This is a genomic window from Halalkalibacter sp. HAAS-P013 (genome assembly GCF_056619925.1).
In genome coordinates this window covers 60,212-78,135 of record NZ_JBWQTU010000006.1, presented here as the reverse complement: position 1 = coordinate 78,135, position 17,924 = coordinate 60,212, and the positions used below count along the sequence as shown (strand labels likewise).

Annotated in this window: 16 protein-coding genes; 12 read left to right on the top strand and 4 right to left on the bottom strand. The window is 39.8% G+C overall.

Annotation, left to right across the window (positions count from 1 at the left end; genetic code table 11):
* The first annotated feature begins 344 nt into the window (after positions 1-344).
* Entirely contained in the window at positions 345-1,349 is a 1,005-nt protein-coding gene (locus AC1FXP_RS10650; RefSeq protein ID WP_480061141.1) for a DUF3231 family protein, read from the top strand.
* Between the two features lie 190 nt (positions 1,350-1,539).
* On the opposite strand, the gene AC1FXP_RS10645 is transcribed toward AC1FXP_RS10650, so the two are convergent.
* Positions 1,540-2,163, bottom strand: a complete 624-nt coding sequence (locus AC1FXP_RS10645) for a cell wall hydrolase (RefSeq protein ID WP_480061139.1) — start codon at positions 2,161-2,163, stop codon at positions 1,540-1,542.
* Positions 2,164-2,314: 151 nt separating this feature from the next.
* Here AC1FXP_RS10645 and AC1FXP_RS10640 point away from each other — a divergent pair, with 151 nt between their 5' ends.
* A complete protein-coding gene (locus AC1FXP_RS10640; RefSeq protein WP_480061137.1) occupies positions 2,315-3,166 on the top strand; it encodes an SDR family oxidoreductase in 852 nt (283 codons plus the stop codon).
* A gap of 138 nt (positions 3,167-3,304) precedes the next feature.
* The gene (gene nagA / locus AC1FXP_RS10635; RefSeq protein WP_480061136.1) at positions 3,305-4,465 is read left to right on the top strand and encodes an N-acetylglucosamine-6-phosphate deacetylase; all 1,161 of its coding nucleotides are present in this window, start codon (positions 3,305-3,307) and stop codon (positions 4,463-4,465) included.
* 169 nt (positions 4,466-4,634) lie between these two features.
* Here nagA and AC1FXP_RS10630 read toward each other — a convergent pair whose 3' ends face one another.
* A complete protein-coding gene (locus AC1FXP_RS10630; RefSeq protein WP_480061134.1) occupies positions 4,635-5,360 on the bottom strand; it encodes an N-acetylmuramoyl-L-alanine amidase family protein in 726 nt (241 codons plus the stop codon).
* 550 nt (positions 5,361-5,910) lie between these two features.
* On the bottom strand, positions 5,911-7,467 hold the full coding sequence (locus AC1FXP_RS10625) for a hypothetical protein (protein WP_480061132.1): 1,557 nt from the start codon (positions 7,465-7,467) through the stop codon (positions 5,911-5,913).
* A 283-nt stretch (positions 7,468-7,750) separates the two neighbouring features.
* Between AC1FXP_RS10625 and AC1FXP_RS10620 the strand changes: the two genes are divergently transcribed.
* The 6 genes from AC1FXP_RS10620 to AC1FXP_RS10595 all read left to right on the top strand — a co-directional run bounded on the left by AC1FXP_RS10620 (position 7,751) and on the right by AC1FXP_RS10595 (position 14,796).
* A complete protein-coding gene (locus tag AC1FXP_RS10620) occupies positions 7,751-8,761 on the top strand; it encodes a LacI family DNA-binding transcriptional regulator (RefSeq protein WP_480061130.1) in 1,011 nt (336 codons plus the stop codon).
* A gap of 422 nt (positions 8,762-9,183) precedes the next feature.
* Positions 9,184-10,482, top strand: a complete 1,299-nt coding sequence (locus AC1FXP_RS10615; RefSeq protein ID WP_480061128.1) for an ABC transporter substrate-binding protein — start codon at positions 9,184-9,186, stop codon at positions 10,480-10,482.
* A gap of 153 nt (positions 10,483-10,635) precedes the next feature.
* A complete protein-coding gene (locus tag AC1FXP_RS10610) occupies positions 10,636-11,487 on the top strand; it encodes a carbohydrate ABC transporter permease (protein ID WP_480061365.1) in 852 nt (283 codons plus the stop codon).
* Positions 11,487-12,308: a carbohydrate ABC transporter permease gene (locus tag AC1FXP_RS10605; protein ID WP_480061126.1), complete on the top strand. Its 822-nt coding sequence runs from the start codon at positions 11,487-11,489 to the stop codon at positions 12,306-12,308. The genes AC1FXP_RS10610 and AC1FXP_RS10605 overlap by 1 nt, the downstream gene beginning before the upstream one ends.
* Before the next feature lie 36 nt (positions 12,309-12,344).
* A complete protein-coding gene (locus tag AC1FXP_RS10600; RefSeq protein ID WP_480061124.1) occupies positions 12,345-14,339 on the top strand; it encodes a beta-galactosidase in 1,995 nt (664 codons plus the stop codon).
* Positions 14,340-14,565: 226 nt separating this feature from the next.
* On the top strand, positions 14,566-14,796 hold the full coding sequence (locus AC1FXP_RS10595; protein ID WP_480061122.1) for a hypothetical protein: 231 nt from the start codon (positions 14,566-14,568) through the stop codon (positions 14,794-14,796).
* Between the two features lie 122 nt (positions 14,797-14,918).
* Here the strand turns inward: AC1FXP_RS10595 and AC1FXP_RS10590 are convergent, their stop codons facing one another.
* Positions 14,919-15,302: a hypothetical protein gene (locus AC1FXP_RS10590; protein WP_480061120.1), complete on the bottom strand. Its 384-nt coding sequence runs from the start codon at positions 15,300-15,302 to the stop codon at positions 14,919-14,921.
* Positions 15,303-15,762: 460 nt separating this feature from the next.
* Here AC1FXP_RS10590 and AC1FXP_RS10585 point away from each other — a divergent pair, with 460 nt between their 5' ends.
* The 3 genes from AC1FXP_RS10585 to AC1FXP_RS10575 are packed head-to-tail and all read left to right on the top strand — an operon-like array spanning position 15,763 to position 17,883.
* Positions 15,763-16,233, top strand: a complete 471-nt coding sequence (locus tag AC1FXP_RS10585; RefSeq protein WP_480061118.1) for a hypothetical protein — start codon at positions 15,763-15,765, stop codon at positions 16,231-16,233.
* Positions 16,226-17,476 (top strand): glutathionylspermidine synthase family protein, encoded by a 1,251-nt coding sequence (locus tag AC1FXP_RS10580; protein ID WP_480061116.1) that lies wholly within the window; start codon positions 16,226-16,228, stop codon positions 17,474-17,476. The genes AC1FXP_RS10585 and AC1FXP_RS10580 overlap by 8 nt, the downstream gene beginning before the upstream one ends.
* On the top strand, positions 17,467-17,883 hold the full coding sequence (locus AC1FXP_RS10575) for a DUF350 domain-containing protein (protein ID WP_480061114.1): 417 nt from the start codon (positions 17,467-17,469) through the stop codon (positions 17,881-17,883). The genes AC1FXP_RS10580 and AC1FXP_RS10575 overlap by 10 nt, the downstream gene beginning before the upstream one ends.
* The last annotated feature ends 41 nt before the right edge of the window (positions 17,884-17,924 follow it).

Sequence of the window (17,924 nt, the reverse complement as noted above, 5' to 3'; positions counted from 1 at the left end):
GATTCTAAAAACCATTGCGTTTTTTTCTAGTTAAATCGTCTTCTTGTGCTAAGTGCTAAAAGCCCCGTTCGTTGAATAAGCAGCTTCTCTTTTATTGATTACAGATTTCGAAGTTAACATGTAAATTCTTCTTGAAAAATAAATTCATTGGATAAATTTTCTCGCCAGTTAGATACTAACTCTAGTGTTATTATTTAACACTAAACTCAATGTGGAGCGATATTCATTGAATTCTTTTTTTATACACCGTTCAAACTTATATATGATTGTTCTCAAGAATTCAAACTTTCTGTTTTTATAGAAATTTATATTTCAATCCACAATATATTTTATGAGGTGACATTATGGAAAAAGAGGATTTAAAGCTCACATCTGCTGAGATAGGGACTTTGTGGGCAGAATATGTGAATGGTACAGCTATTCATATGATAAACAAGTATATGTTGTCCATTATTGAAGATGAAAAGATCAGAGCAATTTTTGAAGATGCAATACATACATTTGAAAAACAAAAGAAACAGATAGCTATGTTTATTGAAAACGAAGGATTTCCTGTCCCAATTGGATTTACTGATTCAGACCTTACTAAAGGGACAAAAAGATTATTTTCGGATATATTCTGTTTACACTATTTACACATTATGACGCTTCATGGGTTACTCGGACATATGACATCACTGAGTGCCTCTGTCAGGAAGGATTTAAGATATTTTTATGATTCCTGTGATAATGATGGAAAAAGGATGTACCATCAAACCATTGAATTACTACTAGAAAAAGGGCATTTTCAAAAAGACCCTTACTTTTATCCAGAAGCAACCCCCGAGTTTGTTTCAGGTCAACAATTTTTAGATGGGTATTTTGGGGATAAACGACCTTTAGCCGCTACGGAAATTATCGCCCTTTCGTTTAATTTGAAAAAGAAAATACTGGAAAAAACTCTTTCGATTGCATTTAGCCAAGTTGCTCAATCTAAAGAAGTGAGGAAATTTTTAGAGTCATCACAAAAAACTGCAAATAACCAAATTCAATCACTAAGTAATATATTAAAAAAAGATAATTTACCTGTTCCAATGTCTTGGGAATCAGAAGTCACAACATCTACGGATTCACCTTTTTCAGATAAGTTAATGTTGTATCATATGGGATTCCTACTACAAACCGCGCAAGCTTATCATGGAACAGGACTAGCTGCCGCCATGCGAACAGACCTTGCAGTAACTTATGAAAAGATTATATTAAAAAACTTGATGGTAACAAAAGAATGGTTCAATATTATGACGCAATACAAGTGGTTAGAGGAGCCCCCACTTGCCCCGAATAGAAAAAATCTTGCAAAAGACAAATAATTTGAAAATTGGCACCTCTCGTTAATGGGAGGTGTTTTATAATTGCCCATAATACTGAAACACTTAATAAATCAAGAAAAAAAGAGATGAAAACCTGTGTGATTTTCATCCCTAAATGCTGTGATATTTTTAATTTTCTCCCTGTGTTTAGAACCTGTTATTTGCAGAGCTCGTTTTTCTGTATGTAAAACTAATCAGCAAAAAGGTGGTTCCCGATCGTAAACTTCGGCGTCGTCCAGTTGAAAATCCACTCAGACGTTGCGATTGCAGGGTTGTAGTAATATGTAGCCCCTTCAGATGGATCCCAGCCATTCCAGGCATCTCTTACCGCTTTGTATGAGGCAGATGTTGGTGTTAGGTTGTATTGACCATCCATAACGGCTGTAAATGCGTTTCTTTGGTAGATGACTCCTTCAACAGAAGATGGAAAGTCAGGTGATTTCAGACGATTTTTCACGACTGCTGCCACCGCGACTTGACCTTTATAAGGTTCCCCACGTGCTTCCCCGTGTACAATTCTAGCTATTTTTTCAACCTCTTTTAGTTGAGTGAGAGTTTGCGGTCCTGCAACACCATCAGAAAGTAAGTTGAAATCATGTTGAAATTGACGGACGGCAGCTTCTGTTAACTCTCCGTAATACCCGGTTGCATTGCTATGTAAATACTCCAATGCAATTAACTTCTCTTGTAACTCGACGATAGCTTCTCCACGATCTTCTTTTTTCAAAAGGAGCTCATTTGCTTTTAATTCTTTAGGTATGAGAGCCATAAAAATGAAGAATAGTGGAAGAAGTAGTATGATTTTCTTGCTCATATAAATCCCTCCCTATATTAATAAATTAAACAAATGTTTGAATTTTCCTACCTGAGATGAAGATTTGAGAGAATAGTAGGAGAAGAATGAGGTACAAAGGGTAGAGACTTTTTCTGATAGAATAAAAGAAAAAGATAGTAGGTGGAGTGAGTTGAGGCGAACAGCAATCATAACAGGGGCATCTAGTGGATTTGGATTACTTACTACATTAGAGCTCGCTAAGCGTGGGTTTACCGTACTTGCGACGATGCGGAATGTAGAAAAAGCAGTCGCGTTTAACTCGTTAACAGATGATGGGGACATACTTGAGCGAATTGAGCCGTTTCCACTTGATGTGACAGAGGGAGATTCGGTTGCTCGTTTCTCGAAAAAAGTTCAGTCGATGGGGGAGGTAGATGTCCTGATTAACAATGCAGGATTTGCCATTGGTGGATTTGCTGAGGAGATCGAGATAGAAGATTATCGCAGACAGTTTGAAACGAACGTATTCGGAGTGATGGCGGTTACGCAGGCGGCTCTACCGGTCATGCGTAAGCAAAAATCTGGAAACGTTATCAATGTGAGCAGTGTGAGTGGGCGGATTGGCTTTCCAGGGCTCTCACCTTATGTGTCGTCAAAGCACGCATTAGAAGGGTACTCAGAAAGCCTTCGATTAGAAGTCGCCCCATTTGGAATCCAGGTTGCATTAGTAGAGCCAGGGTCATATAGCACCAACATTTGGTCATCTGGGATGGAAGTGTCAAAGCGGGCACTGGATACTGGGTCGCCATACTATGAATATATGAATGGAATTACTGACAGGTTGGAAGCTGGTAAGAAGAATCATGGTGATCCTTATGAGGTGGTTCAATTAATATGTGAGTTGGCAGTGGAAGAGAAATTAAGAAAGCTAAGGTATCCAATTGGGAAGGGGTTGAAGCTGTCGTTGGCGCTGAAGCAACTGATGCCTTGGTCTTGGTGGGAGAAGATTGTGTTACGGCAGGTATTGAAGAAGAGGAAGTAAAGTAAGTGGTAGTCGATTCGACAGCAAATCCACTAGTTTGGAAAGTAAATGCATCAAACTCGACAGAACCGTCACTTTTTATTGAGAAATAGTGTTGCAAAAAGCAGCAAATCGCCACAAAGTAGGAGTGAACAGAGGATGCTTCTGAAAAACGTTGACGTATACGGAGAGGCCAGCGTTATAAAGCAAGGCTATATTCGAATAAATGGCAAAAAAATAGAAGCTATAGGAGCTATGACGGACTTAGATTTATCAAACTATAATGGAGCGGTGATTGATGGTGGAGGCTTAAAGGCAATCCCTGGTTTTATTGATGGCCACATTCACGGGGCCAGTGGGGCTGATGTGATGGATGCAACACCTGAAGCATTAGAAACGATGGCACGAGCTCTCCCGGCGGAAGGGACGACAAGTTTTTTAGCGACAACGATCACGCAGGCTGAAGAAAGCATTGAAAAAGCATTAATCAATGTGAGTCAATTTCAGAACCAACCTCAAAACGCAGAGCTGCTGGGCGTACATTTGGAAGGACCTTTTATTGAAAAGAAACAAGCCGGTGCTCAACCAATAGAGTATGTAAGAGAGCCATCGGTTGAGTCATTTAAAAGGTGGCAAGAGCTCTCAGGTAACAAAATCAAGACGATCACACTTGCACCAGAGAAGGATGTAGATCGCACATTTATTACCTATTTAGTTAGGGATGGGGTAAATGTATCAGCCGGGCATACAGGTGCTGGCATAGAAATAATGAAGGACGTCGTTCAATTAGGAGTAAGTCAGGTCACTCATCTGTGCAATGCGATGACAGGGATTCATCACAGGGATATGGGAGTGGTCGGTGCAGCCTTTTTGCTTGAGGAACTTCAAGGGGAGTTAATTACGGATGGCATTCACGTTTCCCCGGAAATGGTCCAGCTTATTTATAAGAACATGGGAGCTAGTCGGTTAATGGTCATAACTGATTCCATTCGGGCGAAGGGGCTTCCTCCAGGTGCGTATGAGTTAGGAGGACAAAAGGTCGCAGTTGATCAAGAGAAGGCCCTTTTATCTGATGGAACATTAGCGGGCAGTATATTGAGAATGGTAGACGGAGTCAAAAATATCCGGGCATTTATAGGAGCATCCATTGAGGAATGCATTCAAATGGCTAGCGTGAACCCTGCTAAGCAGTTAGATGTTGAAGATCGAAAGGGAAGTATAGCAGTTGGCAAGGATGCGGATATATTACTCGTTGATGAGGAATTAACTATTAAATATACGTTCTGCAGGGGGGAAGTAGCATATAAGGAGGGGGTGTAATGATAAAGGTTAAACACTATGCTAGTTGGGACTGTCCCAATTGAAATAAATTTTTTTTATCACAAAAAGAGAGGTGAAACGAGGGCGCTGAAAAAGGTACGGTTTTGACCTTTTTCAGTGCCCTCGGTGCCACTCCTTAGTTTATACTTCTTTAAATAATTCCTCTCTATTAATCTTTCACTCGCTGAATTACAATCTCACTAGCTAAATCTAAATTTCTATCCACTGCATTTAAAACATTTTGTCTCATACGGTAGGCACCTTCTTGTGTGCCGTCCACAATGACACGATAAATTTCGCCATTTCCGTTGCCTCCGTTAGAGCCACCGCCTCCTGAATTTGATGTTCGCTTAAGGTTAAAGGCGCGCGCCAATCCATTGACATGACCACGAGCTACCGTTTCAAGCCAATTGGGATTCTTGAGTTTTGCAGCATCTTCCGCGTTGTCGATAAAGCCATTTTCAGTGAGAATAGCTGACATCCTCGTTTCACGTAGGACGTGGAAGTTCGCTTTCTTTTTTCCGCGATTAACTAGATTGTTTACCTTTGTGATTTCCTCGTGCATAATGTCACGGTAACGGGCAGTCTGTGAAGAGTCAGATAAGCTGTTGTGAATATAGTCTTCATACCCCTTTGCCGAGCCATTATGAGCATTAACGTGGATCGAAACGAAGTAGTCTGCCCCCCACGAGTTTGCATCTCGTGTGCGCTCGGCTAACGTGACACTTCGATCGGTCGTTCGACTCATTCGGATATCTACACCTTCATACTCATTTCTAAGGATATCACGAATGCGCAAAGCAATATCTAAAACGATATCCTTTTCATGCATACCATTTGCACTAGCACCACTGTCAGAGCCTCCATGACCAGGATCTAAATATAGTTTGAACATGAAATATCACCTCCTACTTTAGAATGATATTCAAAAGAACACTTACTTGTAACGGCTTGTCACACAAGAAAAGCTAGGCAATATGATTATTTTTGTGATAAGGGGTCAGACCCCTATGCAGTTCCCTATGCAGTTGCAAGATTGATAGATTATTAAAAAGCAAAAGAAAGGAAATGCAAAAAAGTCCCTCGAGTAGAAGAGCCAGTAGAGGAACTTTGTGTTCTATTCAGGGTCTTTGGTTGTCATCTACACTAAGTAAATGGCTGCTGTTAAGCAGTGACAAGAGTTAGAAAAAGAAGAGTTACCCTGAAGGAAAGCGATCCACTTCAGACTTTTGTCGAAGAGATAGCCTTTTTTATCAATACAGTTGAGGAATGCATACGTCTTATTGAACAAAATATTCATAGTTGTCACTCCCTTTTTTCGATAGTTTGCTACTGAAAATGGGAATTATGCATAAATAACCTAATTTATTTTCGCGAAAAAACGCACGCAAATAACGTATAAAAGCAAGAAAAAACCCAGCCGATGAACAGCTGAGTACGTATCATTATTGTTTGACAAACGTATGGTTCAAATCAATAGCCATCCCACTCCAGCCCAAGCACTCCGATCCTTCAATCGTCGTAACGTGATTTCCGTCCTTCACAAGAGTCATTTGACAGCCAATTTCATCTTCGACTTGTAACGCAGTATTTCCATCTTTCAGTGCGTAGCCTTCCATTTCGCCGACATGAGTAGTAGAGACATGAATATCAAAATGAAAGCCTGCTTCATCCTCATTGTAGATGTTCAGTTCACCGCCGACATCTGTGCCTTCTGGAATCGTGTACGTGCCACTCCAGTCCGATGAAATTTCAGGCGTCTTCGTTTTGCTAACTAAAACCATTTCAATCTCATTTTGATTTTTTTCGATATAGAGAATATTGGCACCAGTGTTATAAATCATCACTTCTGTATGATTCAACTGTTCACCGACCACTTTCTCATCAGGTTCTCCGAGCTTATCGTAAATTTGCTCAATATCCCCATCTATCAGTGTCCCAGGAATAAGAATGGTGTTAATGGTGTTATCACTAGTTGCGGCTACAGCATATCCGATGTTATTAAACATAAAGGTCTCCGCTCCACGTAACCAATCGGTAATGGCATCAGGTTCTCCTTTTTGATCAAAGATTTCCTGCAAACTTGTGCCTATAGCAAATGAGACTGATGGAAATCGACCTTTCTCTACTTCGTCTAGCCAGTCAGAAGTGATTGAAATGTACGGGTAAGCGAACGTGCTGTTCGGTTTATGTTTCCAACGTTCATACGTTTCTTGTCCATATTTAGCACCATCAGTAAACGACTCGTCATTGTAGACGGCCTGGCTCTTTAAGGAGAGAGTAAGTGTCTCCTCGTTTAACTCCCATGTGGTAAAAAACCAACCGAACTCTTCTTCTGTTTCGTTGTTTTTATACTCTACGCTTTGATAATAGTGATCACCGATATTACGCAATTCCCCGTTAATTGACTTCAAAGACTGTCCATCAACGTTCACTTCTTGGAGCTCTCCATCTTCTAACGCAAAAACGTTCAAACTCTTTTGTCTCAGTGCTTCCTTTTGATAAATAACAAGGAGGTCTCGCCCTGTTTTATGAGAACTAATATAGGCCATCTTTTCTCCCTCAATAAAATGTAGAGGGGAATCATCCTCGTTCTGAAAGAGCTTCAGATGTTCTTGCATAACGCCGTACTCTGCGTCATCTTCAGCTACATAAAGATGGTAGTAGCCGGAATAAAATTGTTCGCCCTCCACTCCAAGAAAAGAAGGCGAATCAATCTCGCCTTTTTCTTCGTCCGAGCTATAAATATGTACGTGGTACGTTTGATTTTTGTTATCCGTCATTTGTAAATGGAAACGGCTATCAGCTTGTAATACGGTTAAAGGAATGTCAGACACGCTATTTTCTGATGATGGTGTTTCCAGTACTTCATTCGTATCTATCGAGTTTGTGGTATCCTCATGACTCGGTTCATTTGAAGCGTTTGAAGGTTGCCCTTTCACACAACCTGCTATAAAGAATAAACAAATAATGAATAGTAATGAATAGAAGAATTGCTTCATTTTATCACCTTCGTGAGATCCTATTGTCAACTAACCTACTATTGTCTTTCAAATCATACTATTTCGATAGTTATCAGTGTATTCCTCTTTTTTTACAAAATAAATGAATAAAGGGACTTTCGGAGGCCACTAAAAAAGGTACGGTTTTCACCTTTTTTAGTTGTCTTTATCTTTCGAATCTTTTCTGTGAATACAAAAATTAAGCAAGAACCTTACTATTTTTAAAGGGTTATAATATAATAAAGTGAAAGCGTTTTAATAATTCAGAAGGAATTGATTATTCATGGCGACGAGACAAGATGTAGCAAAATTAGCCGGGGTGTCAGCGACAACCGTTTCCCGCGTATTAAACAATAATGGTTATGTTTCACAAGATGTGCGAAAAAGAGTGGAAGAAGCCATTCGTGAATTGCAGTTTGTACCAAACCGCGTTGCAAGAAGCCTTCGTACACAAAAATGTGGACAGATTGCTTGTATTACACATGGATTGAAAAATACCTTTTATGCAGAAATAGTCCAAGGGATTGAAGAGGTCGCATTAGAAAATGGATATACTTTTTCTATCTACAGCACGAGTGTAGAAAATGAGCAATATATAAACTTAATCTTAGAAGGCTTTTATGATGGGCTCATTGTTTTAACTTCTTCTGAATTCAATAATTTAGTAGACTCTAAGAAAATAAGAGAAGTGATTCCTACCTGTTTTTATTGGGACCTTGGTTATGAAACATCACTGCCAAATGTAGCAGTAAACTTGAAGAAAGCAATGAAAAATACGACTAATTATTTACTTGATTGCGGCCATAAAAAAATCATTTATCTTGGTTATCCAAAAGAAGGAATTGAAGGGGTGAAAGAGAACCCGCGTTTCCTAGGATATGTTGATGCGTTGAAAGCAAAAGGAGTAGAGGTATCGTCTGATCATTTTCTATTTGTCTCTAATTGGAATGACACATTAACGGCTGGTTACGAAAAGGTAAAAGAACTTCTAGACAGAGGTGTTTCATTTACTGCCATTGCTGCTTGTAATGATTTAATGGCAATTGGAGCAATTCGTGCCTTATCAGAACGAGGAATACGTGTGCCAGAAGATGTTTCGGTTACTGGTTTTGATGACGTAGAGATTGCGAGAATGATTACCCCTGCATTAACAACCGTTTCATTACCTAAAAAGGAAATCGGGCATACGCTTATGAAATCCTTACTTCGTCAAATGAATGGAGAGAAATTAGAGGGGAAAATTAAAGAGTATGAATCGGAGCTTATGGAAAGAGAAACCGTACAAAAAATCTGACAATATAAAAAAAGTAATTGACTTCCTTACATGAACGTACTAAACTAAACTCATTAAAGCGTTTACATATCTGTGAGCGATTTATTTTTCATCAAATGTGGTTTCGAGTCCACACTAAACTTTAAGGTTAGCACTAATCAAAGGTTCGACTCGAAGCTGACAAAATGTAAGGAAGTTCAATAGTTAAATAATTTATAAGGAATATGGATTCTAAACCACAAAGCAGAAGTAGGTGTAAAATCATTTAATATATGCTCTGTGGACTCGAAACCATATCCAGTCAAAAGTTTATTAGGGTTTGATTCCATTTATCTTTTGTGGTTTCGAGTCCACACTATTGATTAGATTGTTAATACCGCTTTCTTCTAGGTGGAAAGAAGGTATTACAATAAATAAAAAAACAATAGCAGGGGGAAATAGGAATGCGAAAATTATTATCTTTTCTTCTAGTATTATCACTTCTAGTATTTGCAGCAGCTTGTAGCGGTAATAACGAAACAAGTGGTGCAGAAGGAGATGGAGAAACAGTTAAATTAACAGCTTGGGCATGGAATGTCAATGTTGGAGCATTAAATGTAGCTGCTGAGAAGTTTAAGGAAATAAACCCTAATGTAGAGTTAAAAGTAGAAGATATGGGTCGTCTAGATGTATATGATCGACTATCAACGGGTCTTGCTGCTGGTGGAGCAGGTCTGCCAGATATCGTTTTAGTAGAAGATGATCGAATCCAAGGGTATGTAGAAGCATTTCCGAACGGGTTCTTAAATCTTTCAGAACAAGGTTTTGACAGCCAAGCTGAGTCATTTCCTCCATTTAAAAACGAGTTAGCAAGTCTAAATGGAGACTTTTACGCAATGCCTTTTGATGCAGGGCCTGGTGGAATGTTCTATCGCCGTGATATTTTTGAGCAAGCGGGTGTAGATGCAGAAGAAATTGAAACATGGGATCAATTCTTAGAGGCTGGTAAAACAATCAAAGAAGCTACAGGAGTAGCAGTAATGCCACTTGATATGTTCAGTGATGATCCAACATTCCGTATGATGTTAAACCAATTAGGTGTGTACTACTTTGATGAAACAGGAAACGTTGACCTTACGAATCCAAAAGCAGTTCAAGCAATGGAAACTTTGAAAGCGTTCGCAGATGCGGACCTTATCCGAAATGTTGATGGATGGAACGGAATTGTTTCTTCAACCATCGATGGATCTGTAGCTACGATTCCATTTGGCGCTTGGTACTATGGAACAATTATTGATCAAGCATCTGACTCAGCTGGAAATTGGGGCGTTTTTGAATTGCCAGCATTTGAAGAGGGCGGCAACAGAGCTTCTAATCTTGGTGGAAGCAGCTGGATGATTCCTCAAGCATCTGACCATGCAGAGGTAGCTTACGAATTCATGGAGTTCTTCTCAACGAGCGATGATGTTCAACTTATTGCGATGGAAGAGTACGGGTTATTCCCTTCATTATCAACCGTATATGACTCTGAAACTTTTACGGAAGAAGTAGAATTCTTTGGTGGGCAACCAATTTGGCAGCTATTTGCAGACCAAATGAGTGATGTTCCAACTGCTTATTACACAAATGATTATTCAGTTGGTTTAGATGAAGCAATTAAAGCACAAGCAGATATATTTAACGGCAAAGATATTAAAGAAGCTTTAGAGGAATCTGCGAAACGTTTAAGTGACCGTACAGGCCGTGACGTGAACACATATTAAGACATTAAAAAACTAGGAACAAAGGTATCCCAATAGGTTTAACGCTTATGGGATACCTCCCTTACACTATCATTCCTATAAGGGAGAAGATTAACTATGAAATCAAATGCAGTGATTGGTCAGCGAGAAAACGTGGTTGTCAAACGGAAGAAAATGAAAAAGCAAGACATCGTGCCATATTTATTTATTGCTCCAGCCGTCATTTTGTTTGCGATCTTTATGGCCTACCCGATTGTTGCTTCCTTCATTTTGAGTTTTCAAACGAGTCAAGGTGGGGAAATGGTCTTTAATGGCATTGCAAACTATCAAAGACTTATCTCAGATCAAATTTTCCTTAAAGCATTAGGCAACACGTTCTTGTTTCTTGCGATCCAAGTGCCAATTATGTTGTCTTTAGCGATTATTTTATCAACATGCTTAAACTCAGCGCTAGTTAAGTTAAAAGGGATTTTCCGAGTTTCTTTCTTTTTACCAGCTGTTACATCGTTAGTTGCTTATTCGATCATTTTTTCCGTCATGTTAATGGAAGAAGGTGTTATCAACCAAGTGATCACGAGTTTAGGAGCTGATCGTATTCCTTGGTTGTCACATCCAACATGGGCAAAGGTTGCACTCATTACCGCTATTACATGGAGATGGGTTGGGTATAACATGGTCATTTATTTAGCGGCATTGCAAAATATTCCGGAAGAGTTATATGAGGCAGCAAGTATGGACGGAGCGTCAAAGATTCGTCAATTCTTCTCGATCACGGTTCCGCAGTTAAAGCCAGTTATTTTGTTTACAGCGGTATTATCAACGATCGGTACACTTCAGTTATTTGATGAACCATTTACACTTACCGGCGGTGGACCAAGTGATTCTACGCTAACGATCGGTATGTACTTGTATCAAACAGGTTTCCGTTATTTTGACTTTGGTTATGCGTCAGCCGTTGCATACGTCATTGTTGTTTTAATTGGGATTATGACATTTATACAATTCAAAGTAACAGGTGATAAATAATGAGAAAAAAACCATTACAAAAAGTCTTTTTATATATTGCGTTAGTTATTGGGGCTATTATTTCTCTATTCCCGTTCTACTGGGCATTGATGGGAGCGACGAATGAGAGTGGAAAAATGTTCTCATCCTCCCTCATCATGCTTCCAGGAAGCAAGTTAGTAGAAAACATTGTGAACTTAAACGAACAAATTGGAATTGGTCGAGTGATGTTTAACTCATTGTTCGTCTCGATTACCTATACGATATTAGCTTTGTTGATTTCAACGATGGCTGCTTATGCATTTGCCAAGTTTCAATTTAAAGGTCGAAACGTGATCTTTGCCATCTTTTTACTATCGATGATGATCCCGTATCATGCAACGGTCATTCCGCTCTTTAAGATGATGGCTTCACTTGGTTGGTTAAACACATACCAAGCATTAATTTTACCGAACTTAGCTTATCCGTTTGCTATTTTCTTGATGAGACAAAACATGTTAGCCTTTCCTACCGCATTAATGGAGGCAGCACGAATTGATGGAGCAGGAGAATGGAAAATCTTTTGGAAGATCGTTCTTCCTTCGATGAAGCCGGCCCTTGCTGCAACAGCGATTTTCTTATTTATGTTTCAATGGAACAATTTCTTATGGCCGTTAGTGGCTGTGAATACAACGGATATGTACACATTCCCAGTTGCGTTAAGTAGTTTATTTGGGCTATCAAGAATTGATTATGGTCAAGTAATGGCAGGTGTATCACTTGCAACCGTTCCGATTATTATTTTCTTCTTAATGTTGCAGCGTCATTTCATTTCAGGAATGTTAGGTAGTGCCGTGAAATAAACAAAAAAATGTATTCTCAGATGAGGGGGAAAAAGGATGTACCTTGGTGTAGATTATTATCCTGAGCATTGGCCAAAAGAAATGATGGACGATGATATTCAAGGAATCGAAGGTCTTGGTGCCAATATTGTTCGAATTGGTGAGTTTGCGTGGCACTTAATGGAGAAGGAAGAAGGGAATTTTGACTTCTCCTTCTTCGATGAAGTAATTGAAAAAGTGAAAAAACAAGGTTTTAAAGTGATGTTCGGGACACCAACAGCGACGTTCCCTGCGTGGTTAGCGAAGAAACATCCGTCGATTTTATCTGAAGATGAAAACGGTCAAACTAGAGTGTTCGGCGGAAGACGTCAGTATTGCTTTAACTCAAGCGTCTACCGTGAGTATAGTGCACGTATAACTAGGAAGCTCATCGAGCATTACAAAAACGAGGAAGCCATCATTGCTTGGCAAATTGACAATGAGTTTGGGCATGAGGGCAGTGACATGTGTTATTGCGAGCAATGTCATAGCGAGTTTCAAGTTTTCTTAAAAAACAAATACAAAACGATTGAGCAATTAAATGAGACGTACGGAACCATTTTCTGGGGGCAAACGTACAACGATTTCTCAGAGGTTCCTATTCCAAAAAAGACGATCACAACACATAATCCGTCTTTACAGCTGGATTGGGCGAGATTCCGTTCGTTTTCTGTCAATCGCTATGCACATGAACAGACATTGATTGTCAAAGAATTAAAAGGGAGTCACCAGTTAGTGACGACAAATGTGTCAGGTGGGTTCTTTGGAAAGTGGTTTGACCACGAGGAAAATGTAAAGTTAATGGATTTTGTCTCATATGATAACTATCCTGTTTGGGGTGGATTGACGGAGCCGATTACGCCTGCAGCAATTGCGATGAGTCATGATTTTAATCGCGGCTTGCTTGGTAAAAATTACTGGATAGTTGAAGAATTAATGGGAGCGCAAGGCCATGATGTAATAGGATACTTGCCGCGACCAAACCAAGCAAAAATGTGGTCCTATCAAGCCTTTGCACACGGCTGTACAGATCTATTATATTTCCGCTGGAGAGGGATGACAAAAGGGGCAGAGCAATTTTGCTACGGAGTCGTCGATCACGATAATAATTATGGTCGAAAGTACAAAGAGGTTCAATCGGTATTTTCAGATATCCCTCAATATGAAGAGGTACTGCAATCAGACATCGAGTCAGAAGTCGCTGCGTTATATGACTACGACAATATATGGTCATGGCGTTTTCAAACACAAAGTTCAGGCTTTGACTTTTCCAATGAATTGCTAAGACTTTATACACCTTTTTATAAGAAGAATACAAATCTTGATGTGATCCCGGTTCATAGAGATTTTTCAAAATACAAGGTGTTACTTGTTCCAGCCCTGCAAATCATTGATGAGGAGTTAGCAGAGCGCTTCAAAGCCTTTGCTGAAAATGGCGGGACAATTGTATTCACATTTAGAACAGGCATTAAAGATAAAAACAACAACATCCATTTTAAAGAAACCTTACCTGGTCATGTACGTGAAATGGCAGGGATTACAATTCACGAAATTGAGTCGCTGTCATCAACAGAAGGAGCTTCGATTGTCGGTGTAGGTGAGAATGAAGAGAAGCGTTCTAGCTGCTCGGTATGGCGCGATATCATTACACCTGTAACGGCTGAGGTCCTCTACCGCTACGATGACCCGTTTTATCCAGAAGCTGCAATTACACGCAACCGCTATGGAGAAGGAGTCGTCTATTATATCGGGTGCGGGACAGAGGAGCATGTCATTTCTGACATTGCCAGTAACATTATAGAGGATCAAGGAATTTGGCAGATGGAAAGTGAAGAAGGAGTAGAAGTGTACAAACGACAAATGGGAGAAAAACCATTCTATTTTGTCATGAATCACACGGCTGAAGAGAAGACGTTTCGTAATGTGAAGCTGCATCCTTATGAAAGCCGAGTGATCGAAGCTGGGGAAGAATTGAAAGAAGACCAAAGTCAAGAAACGACATCCCTAGTATAAAAAGGGGAAAGGCTTGAGGGATAATCTGTCCTCAAGCCTTCTATTTTTCTATTTTTATAAAAAACACAAACATAATGTAATGTTTTATCGCTAGAAAAGACTCTAAAAATGAGAAGTTTTGTCGAATGGCTCTTTTTTTGATAGATAATCTAACAAACCCCTTCCATTCTATCATTTTTCAGACTATTATAATAAATGAGAAAACAACTTAAAGGAGCGAATGACTATGAAAATTAAAAACCATTACTTAGCAGAAATCGAGCATACTGGTGAAAAAAGCTACAAAAATCGTTGGAGTTGGGACATTTACATTGCTGCTGATGAAAATCAAGAATATAGAGGCAAAGCTCTAGCACCAGGCAAAGGAATTGAGATCCCATGGACGAAACTAACAGGACAAGACTTACTAGCTGAAATGATGGGGATTTGTGAATCACAAATGCCAAAGTGTTCATAATGGATATAAGTGATAAACCATTAGGACAAGCCTATAAGAATAAATACGAGAACCCCTAATGCTCTCCGTTAGTAGGAAGAGTGATAGGGGTTTTTTTGTGTGCAAGCGATAATTAAAAGCGATCAACCAGTGGCTGTCGCTTTTTCAAAGTTAGGCACAGGCTTTCTCACATAATGTGTATTTTGCATATGCTCAAACATTTTAAAGAACAGTAAATTACACGTTTTTACGTTCAGCTTGTAATAAAACGTACCATCTCTTTTTTCCTTCTCACAAATCTCACCCGTAAACGTACATTGCCATAATTCAATTTTAAGAATAAAAGAATTCTCTTTTAAAATGGGGAAGTCTAAATTCGTAGAAAACGATAATCCTAGAGAGCTTATGTCAGATACAAGGATCTTTGTCTTGCTAGAGTTGACGGTGTTGCCATTAAGCTCAGCAATGCTGATATCGGCATTCAATGGCTTTTGAAAACTCATCGACGGAAATAATCGATTTTCCATGACTTCCCCTCCATTTATGTATTATTACCATTAGCATAGTATAAACATTTTGCGAAGTGTGTAGTTTTATGTAGTTAAGTTGAAATTTTCTGGTAATTAAAGTAGCAGAAGTGAAAAAAGCCACCTATAAAGGTAGCCCGAACAATCTGACATGTTGTATTAATTGCTCAAATGTCATTTTGTTCTCATAAGTGGCAACTCCAACAGAAGCGCCAATTGGTAATCCTTTGCCCAGATCAATGGCCGATAGTTTTTCTTGGAGCATCGTGCTATAAAATCATCTTTCTTTGAAATCTTTACGCAACAATTCATTTCCGTTACGGTAAGAAAGCGTTTTTTAGAAATTAAACCATCTCAATTTGCATCAGTTCTTTTATAAATATCCAAAATACTGGTAGAATCAAATAAGTAAAATGAAACCATTGAAGTTTGGATTCGTAGAGATACAGGGGGTGTTAACATGAACAAACCAAAAACGGATAAATTGCTAAAAGGACTTGTTGGCTCGAGTGTGGCTCTCTTTGGATTAACAGGGTGCGCGCCGGGTCTTCAGGATGAACTTATGTCCGTGCCTGCTGAACCAGAAGCCAATGTTCAACCGGATACTGGTCCTCCATCTCCGGAGGAAGCCGATTGTGATACGTGGCAGTGGGACGAGGAAGCAGAAGGATACCAATGTGTGGAGCCAGGAAACGAAAATCACGGACACTATTATTATGGCGGAATGTGGTTCCCGACAATTGCCGCATTCATGGCAGGTAGAGCGACGGCTGGAGGTGCGCGTGGCGGTCAGGTAAGACAACCTGCTACAGGAACTCAGCCGGATCAAAATGTGAGCCAGCCGCGTCAGGACCAAAATCAAACAAGAACACCAAACCGAGCAACAAATCCACGCTCCGGCATGGGCGGCGGTGGTTTCTTTGGTGGCTAATTATAAGGAGTGGCGAGATCAATTTTACGCAGGGGTACCATCGTTTTGGGATCGATTGTACGGGATGGAGTATGCTCTTTACGATTGCTTGGAAATCACGCTGGAAGATAGGCATGAGATTCGAACTGCGACAGAAGAGTCGTATGCTATTTATAAAAAAATCAACCAAATGGTTCGACAAGCACCCGATGAGACGTTGCTTGATCTAGGTTTTCCTGCAAAAGCACTGCCGTTCTTGAGGATGGTGATGATCCCGTATGAAACGGTGATTGGTCGCTTTGATTTTGTTCAGACCGAGGACGGGCTGAAGATACTTGAGTTTAATTCAGATACGCCAACTTTTATTCGAGAGCTCTTTGATGTAAATGGCCTTGTCTGCGAAGAGTTTGGACTTGTGAACCCAAACGTTGAAGAAGCAGAGCATTTAGGGAAATCAATTCGAAATAGTATTTTTCATTGTGCGAGGCAAGTCGGTGTGATGGAGCACCCGTATGTGGTTTTTACCGCGCATGAGGACGACATCGAAGACCGTGAAACAATGATGTATTTGATGAAGGTCGCCAAAATCAAGGAGGCCGAGTTTGTACCGCTTAATCAGCTGCAAGTCGTTGATGGAAGCGGAGTGTACGATGTTGAAGGGAAGAAAATTGATGTTGTTTATCGTCATACGTACCCATTAGAAGCATTGCTTGAGGATGTAACCGATGATCAGTTTCCTATTGGAATGGAGTTTATGAAGCTTGTTGGTGAGCGAAAAGTTGGGATGTTAAACCCAGCCTCAGCCTTTTTAATGCAAAGCAAGGCGGTGATGGCAGCGATTTGGGGCATGCACGAACAGCGTCATCCATTGTTTACAGAGCATGAACATAAGATGATCAGCCAGTATTTTTTACCGACGTATCTAGATGAAGAGCCTTTTCTGGAAACAGGCGATACATATGTGTCTAAGCCTGCCTTTGGTCGGGAAGGCGATACGATTGAAGTACGAAAAAATGGGGCAACCCTCTTTGAGCAAAAAGCAAAATCTTATGATCAATATATGAAAGTATTTCAAAAGTACGTGGACCTACCAACAGCGTCGATTAAAACGGAGCTCGGAGTAAAGGATGCTCACTTACTAATCGGAAGTTTTGTTGTGAACGAGAAAGCGAGTGCATTTGGCGTACGCGCCGGAGCACAGATTACCGATAATTTATCGTATTTCTTACCTTGTGGAGTGAAAGGAGCAAATGAATGGACTTAACATTTTATTTACAAACCTTTGATCATTTTATTATTTATTTAGCTGTATCTTTAGTGTTGTTTTTAATTGGGACGTACATTTTCAAATTAGTGACGCCATATTCCGAGCGTGAACAGATCAAAAACGGCAATACAGCCGTATCGCTGAAATTATTAGGGAAAATGGCAGGTCTAGTTGTTGTCTTGCAATCAGCCATTCGACACTCAATTAACCTAGTCGATTTAGCCATTTGGGCGCTTATTGCGATTATCATCCAAATTGTCCTGCACCTAGTCATTGAGTATGTCCTCACACGTAATACGAATTTGGCGAAAGAAGTAGAAAAAGGGAATATAGCTGTTGGATTACTTCTTGGTGGGGTATCAGTTTTAGTTGGGATGATTGTAGCCGCGACGATTAGCTATTGAAGAGTAATAAGAAAAAGGACGATTTTCCCTTTTTCTTATTA

Excerpts from the sequence above, each read along its gene's own strand:
- AC1FXP_RS10650 (WP_480061141.1), top strand. The coding sequence starts at position 345 with ATGGAAAAAGAGGATTTAAAGCTCACATCTGCTGAGATAGGGACTTTG.
- AC1FXP_RS10645 (WP_480061139.1), bottom strand. The coding sequence starts at position 2,163 with ATGAGCAAGAAAATCATACTACTTCTTCCACTATTCTTCATTTTTATG.
- nagA (WP_480061136.1), top strand. The coding sequence starts at position 3,305 with ATGCTTCTGAAAAACGTTGACGTATACGGAGAGGCCAGCGTTATAAAG.
- AC1FXP_RS10630 (WP_480061134.1), bottom strand. The coding sequence starts at position 5,360 with ATGTTCAAACTATATTTAGATCCTGGTCATGGAGGCTCTGACAGTGGT.
- AC1FXP_RS10625 (WP_480061132.1), bottom strand. The coding sequence starts at position 7,467 with ATGAAGCAATTCTTCTATTCATTACTATTCATTATTTGTTTATTCTTT.
- AC1FXP_RS10620 (WP_480061130.1), top strand. The coding sequence starts at position 7,751 with ATGGCGACGAGACAAGATGTAGCAAAATTAGCCGGGGTGTCAGCGACA.
- AC1FXP_RS10615 (WP_480061128.1), top strand. The coding sequence starts at position 9,184 with ATGCGAAAATTATTATCTTTTCTTCTAGTATTATCACTTCTAGTATTT.
- AC1FXP_RS10610 (WP_480061365.1), top strand. The coding sequence starts at position 10,636 with ATGAAAAAGCAAGACATCGTGCCATATTTATTTATTGCTCCAGCCGTC.
- AC1FXP_RS10605 (WP_480061126.1), top strand. The coding sequence starts at position 11,487 with ATGAGAAAAAAACCATTACAAAAAGTCTTTTTATATATTGCGTTAGTT.
- AC1FXP_RS10600 (WP_480061124.1), top strand. The coding sequence starts at position 12,345 with ATGTACCTTGGTGTAGATTATTATCCTGAGCATTGGCCAAAAGAAATG.
- AC1FXP_RS10595 (WP_480061122.1), top strand. The coding sequence starts at position 14,566 with ATGAAAATTAAAAACCATTACTTAGCAGAAATCGAGCATACTGGTGAA.
- AC1FXP_RS10590 (WP_480061120.1), bottom strand. The coding sequence starts at position 15,302 with ATGGAAAATCGATTATTTCCGTCGATGAGTTTTCAAAAGCCATTGAAT.
- AC1FXP_RS10585 (WP_480061118.1), top strand. The coding sequence starts at position 15,763 with ATGAACAAACCAAAAACGGATAAATTGCTAAAAGGACTTGTTGGCTCG.
- AC1FXP_RS10575 (WP_480061114.1), top strand. The coding sequence starts at position 17,467 with ATGGACTTAACATTTTATTTACAAACCTTTGATCATTTTATTATTTAT.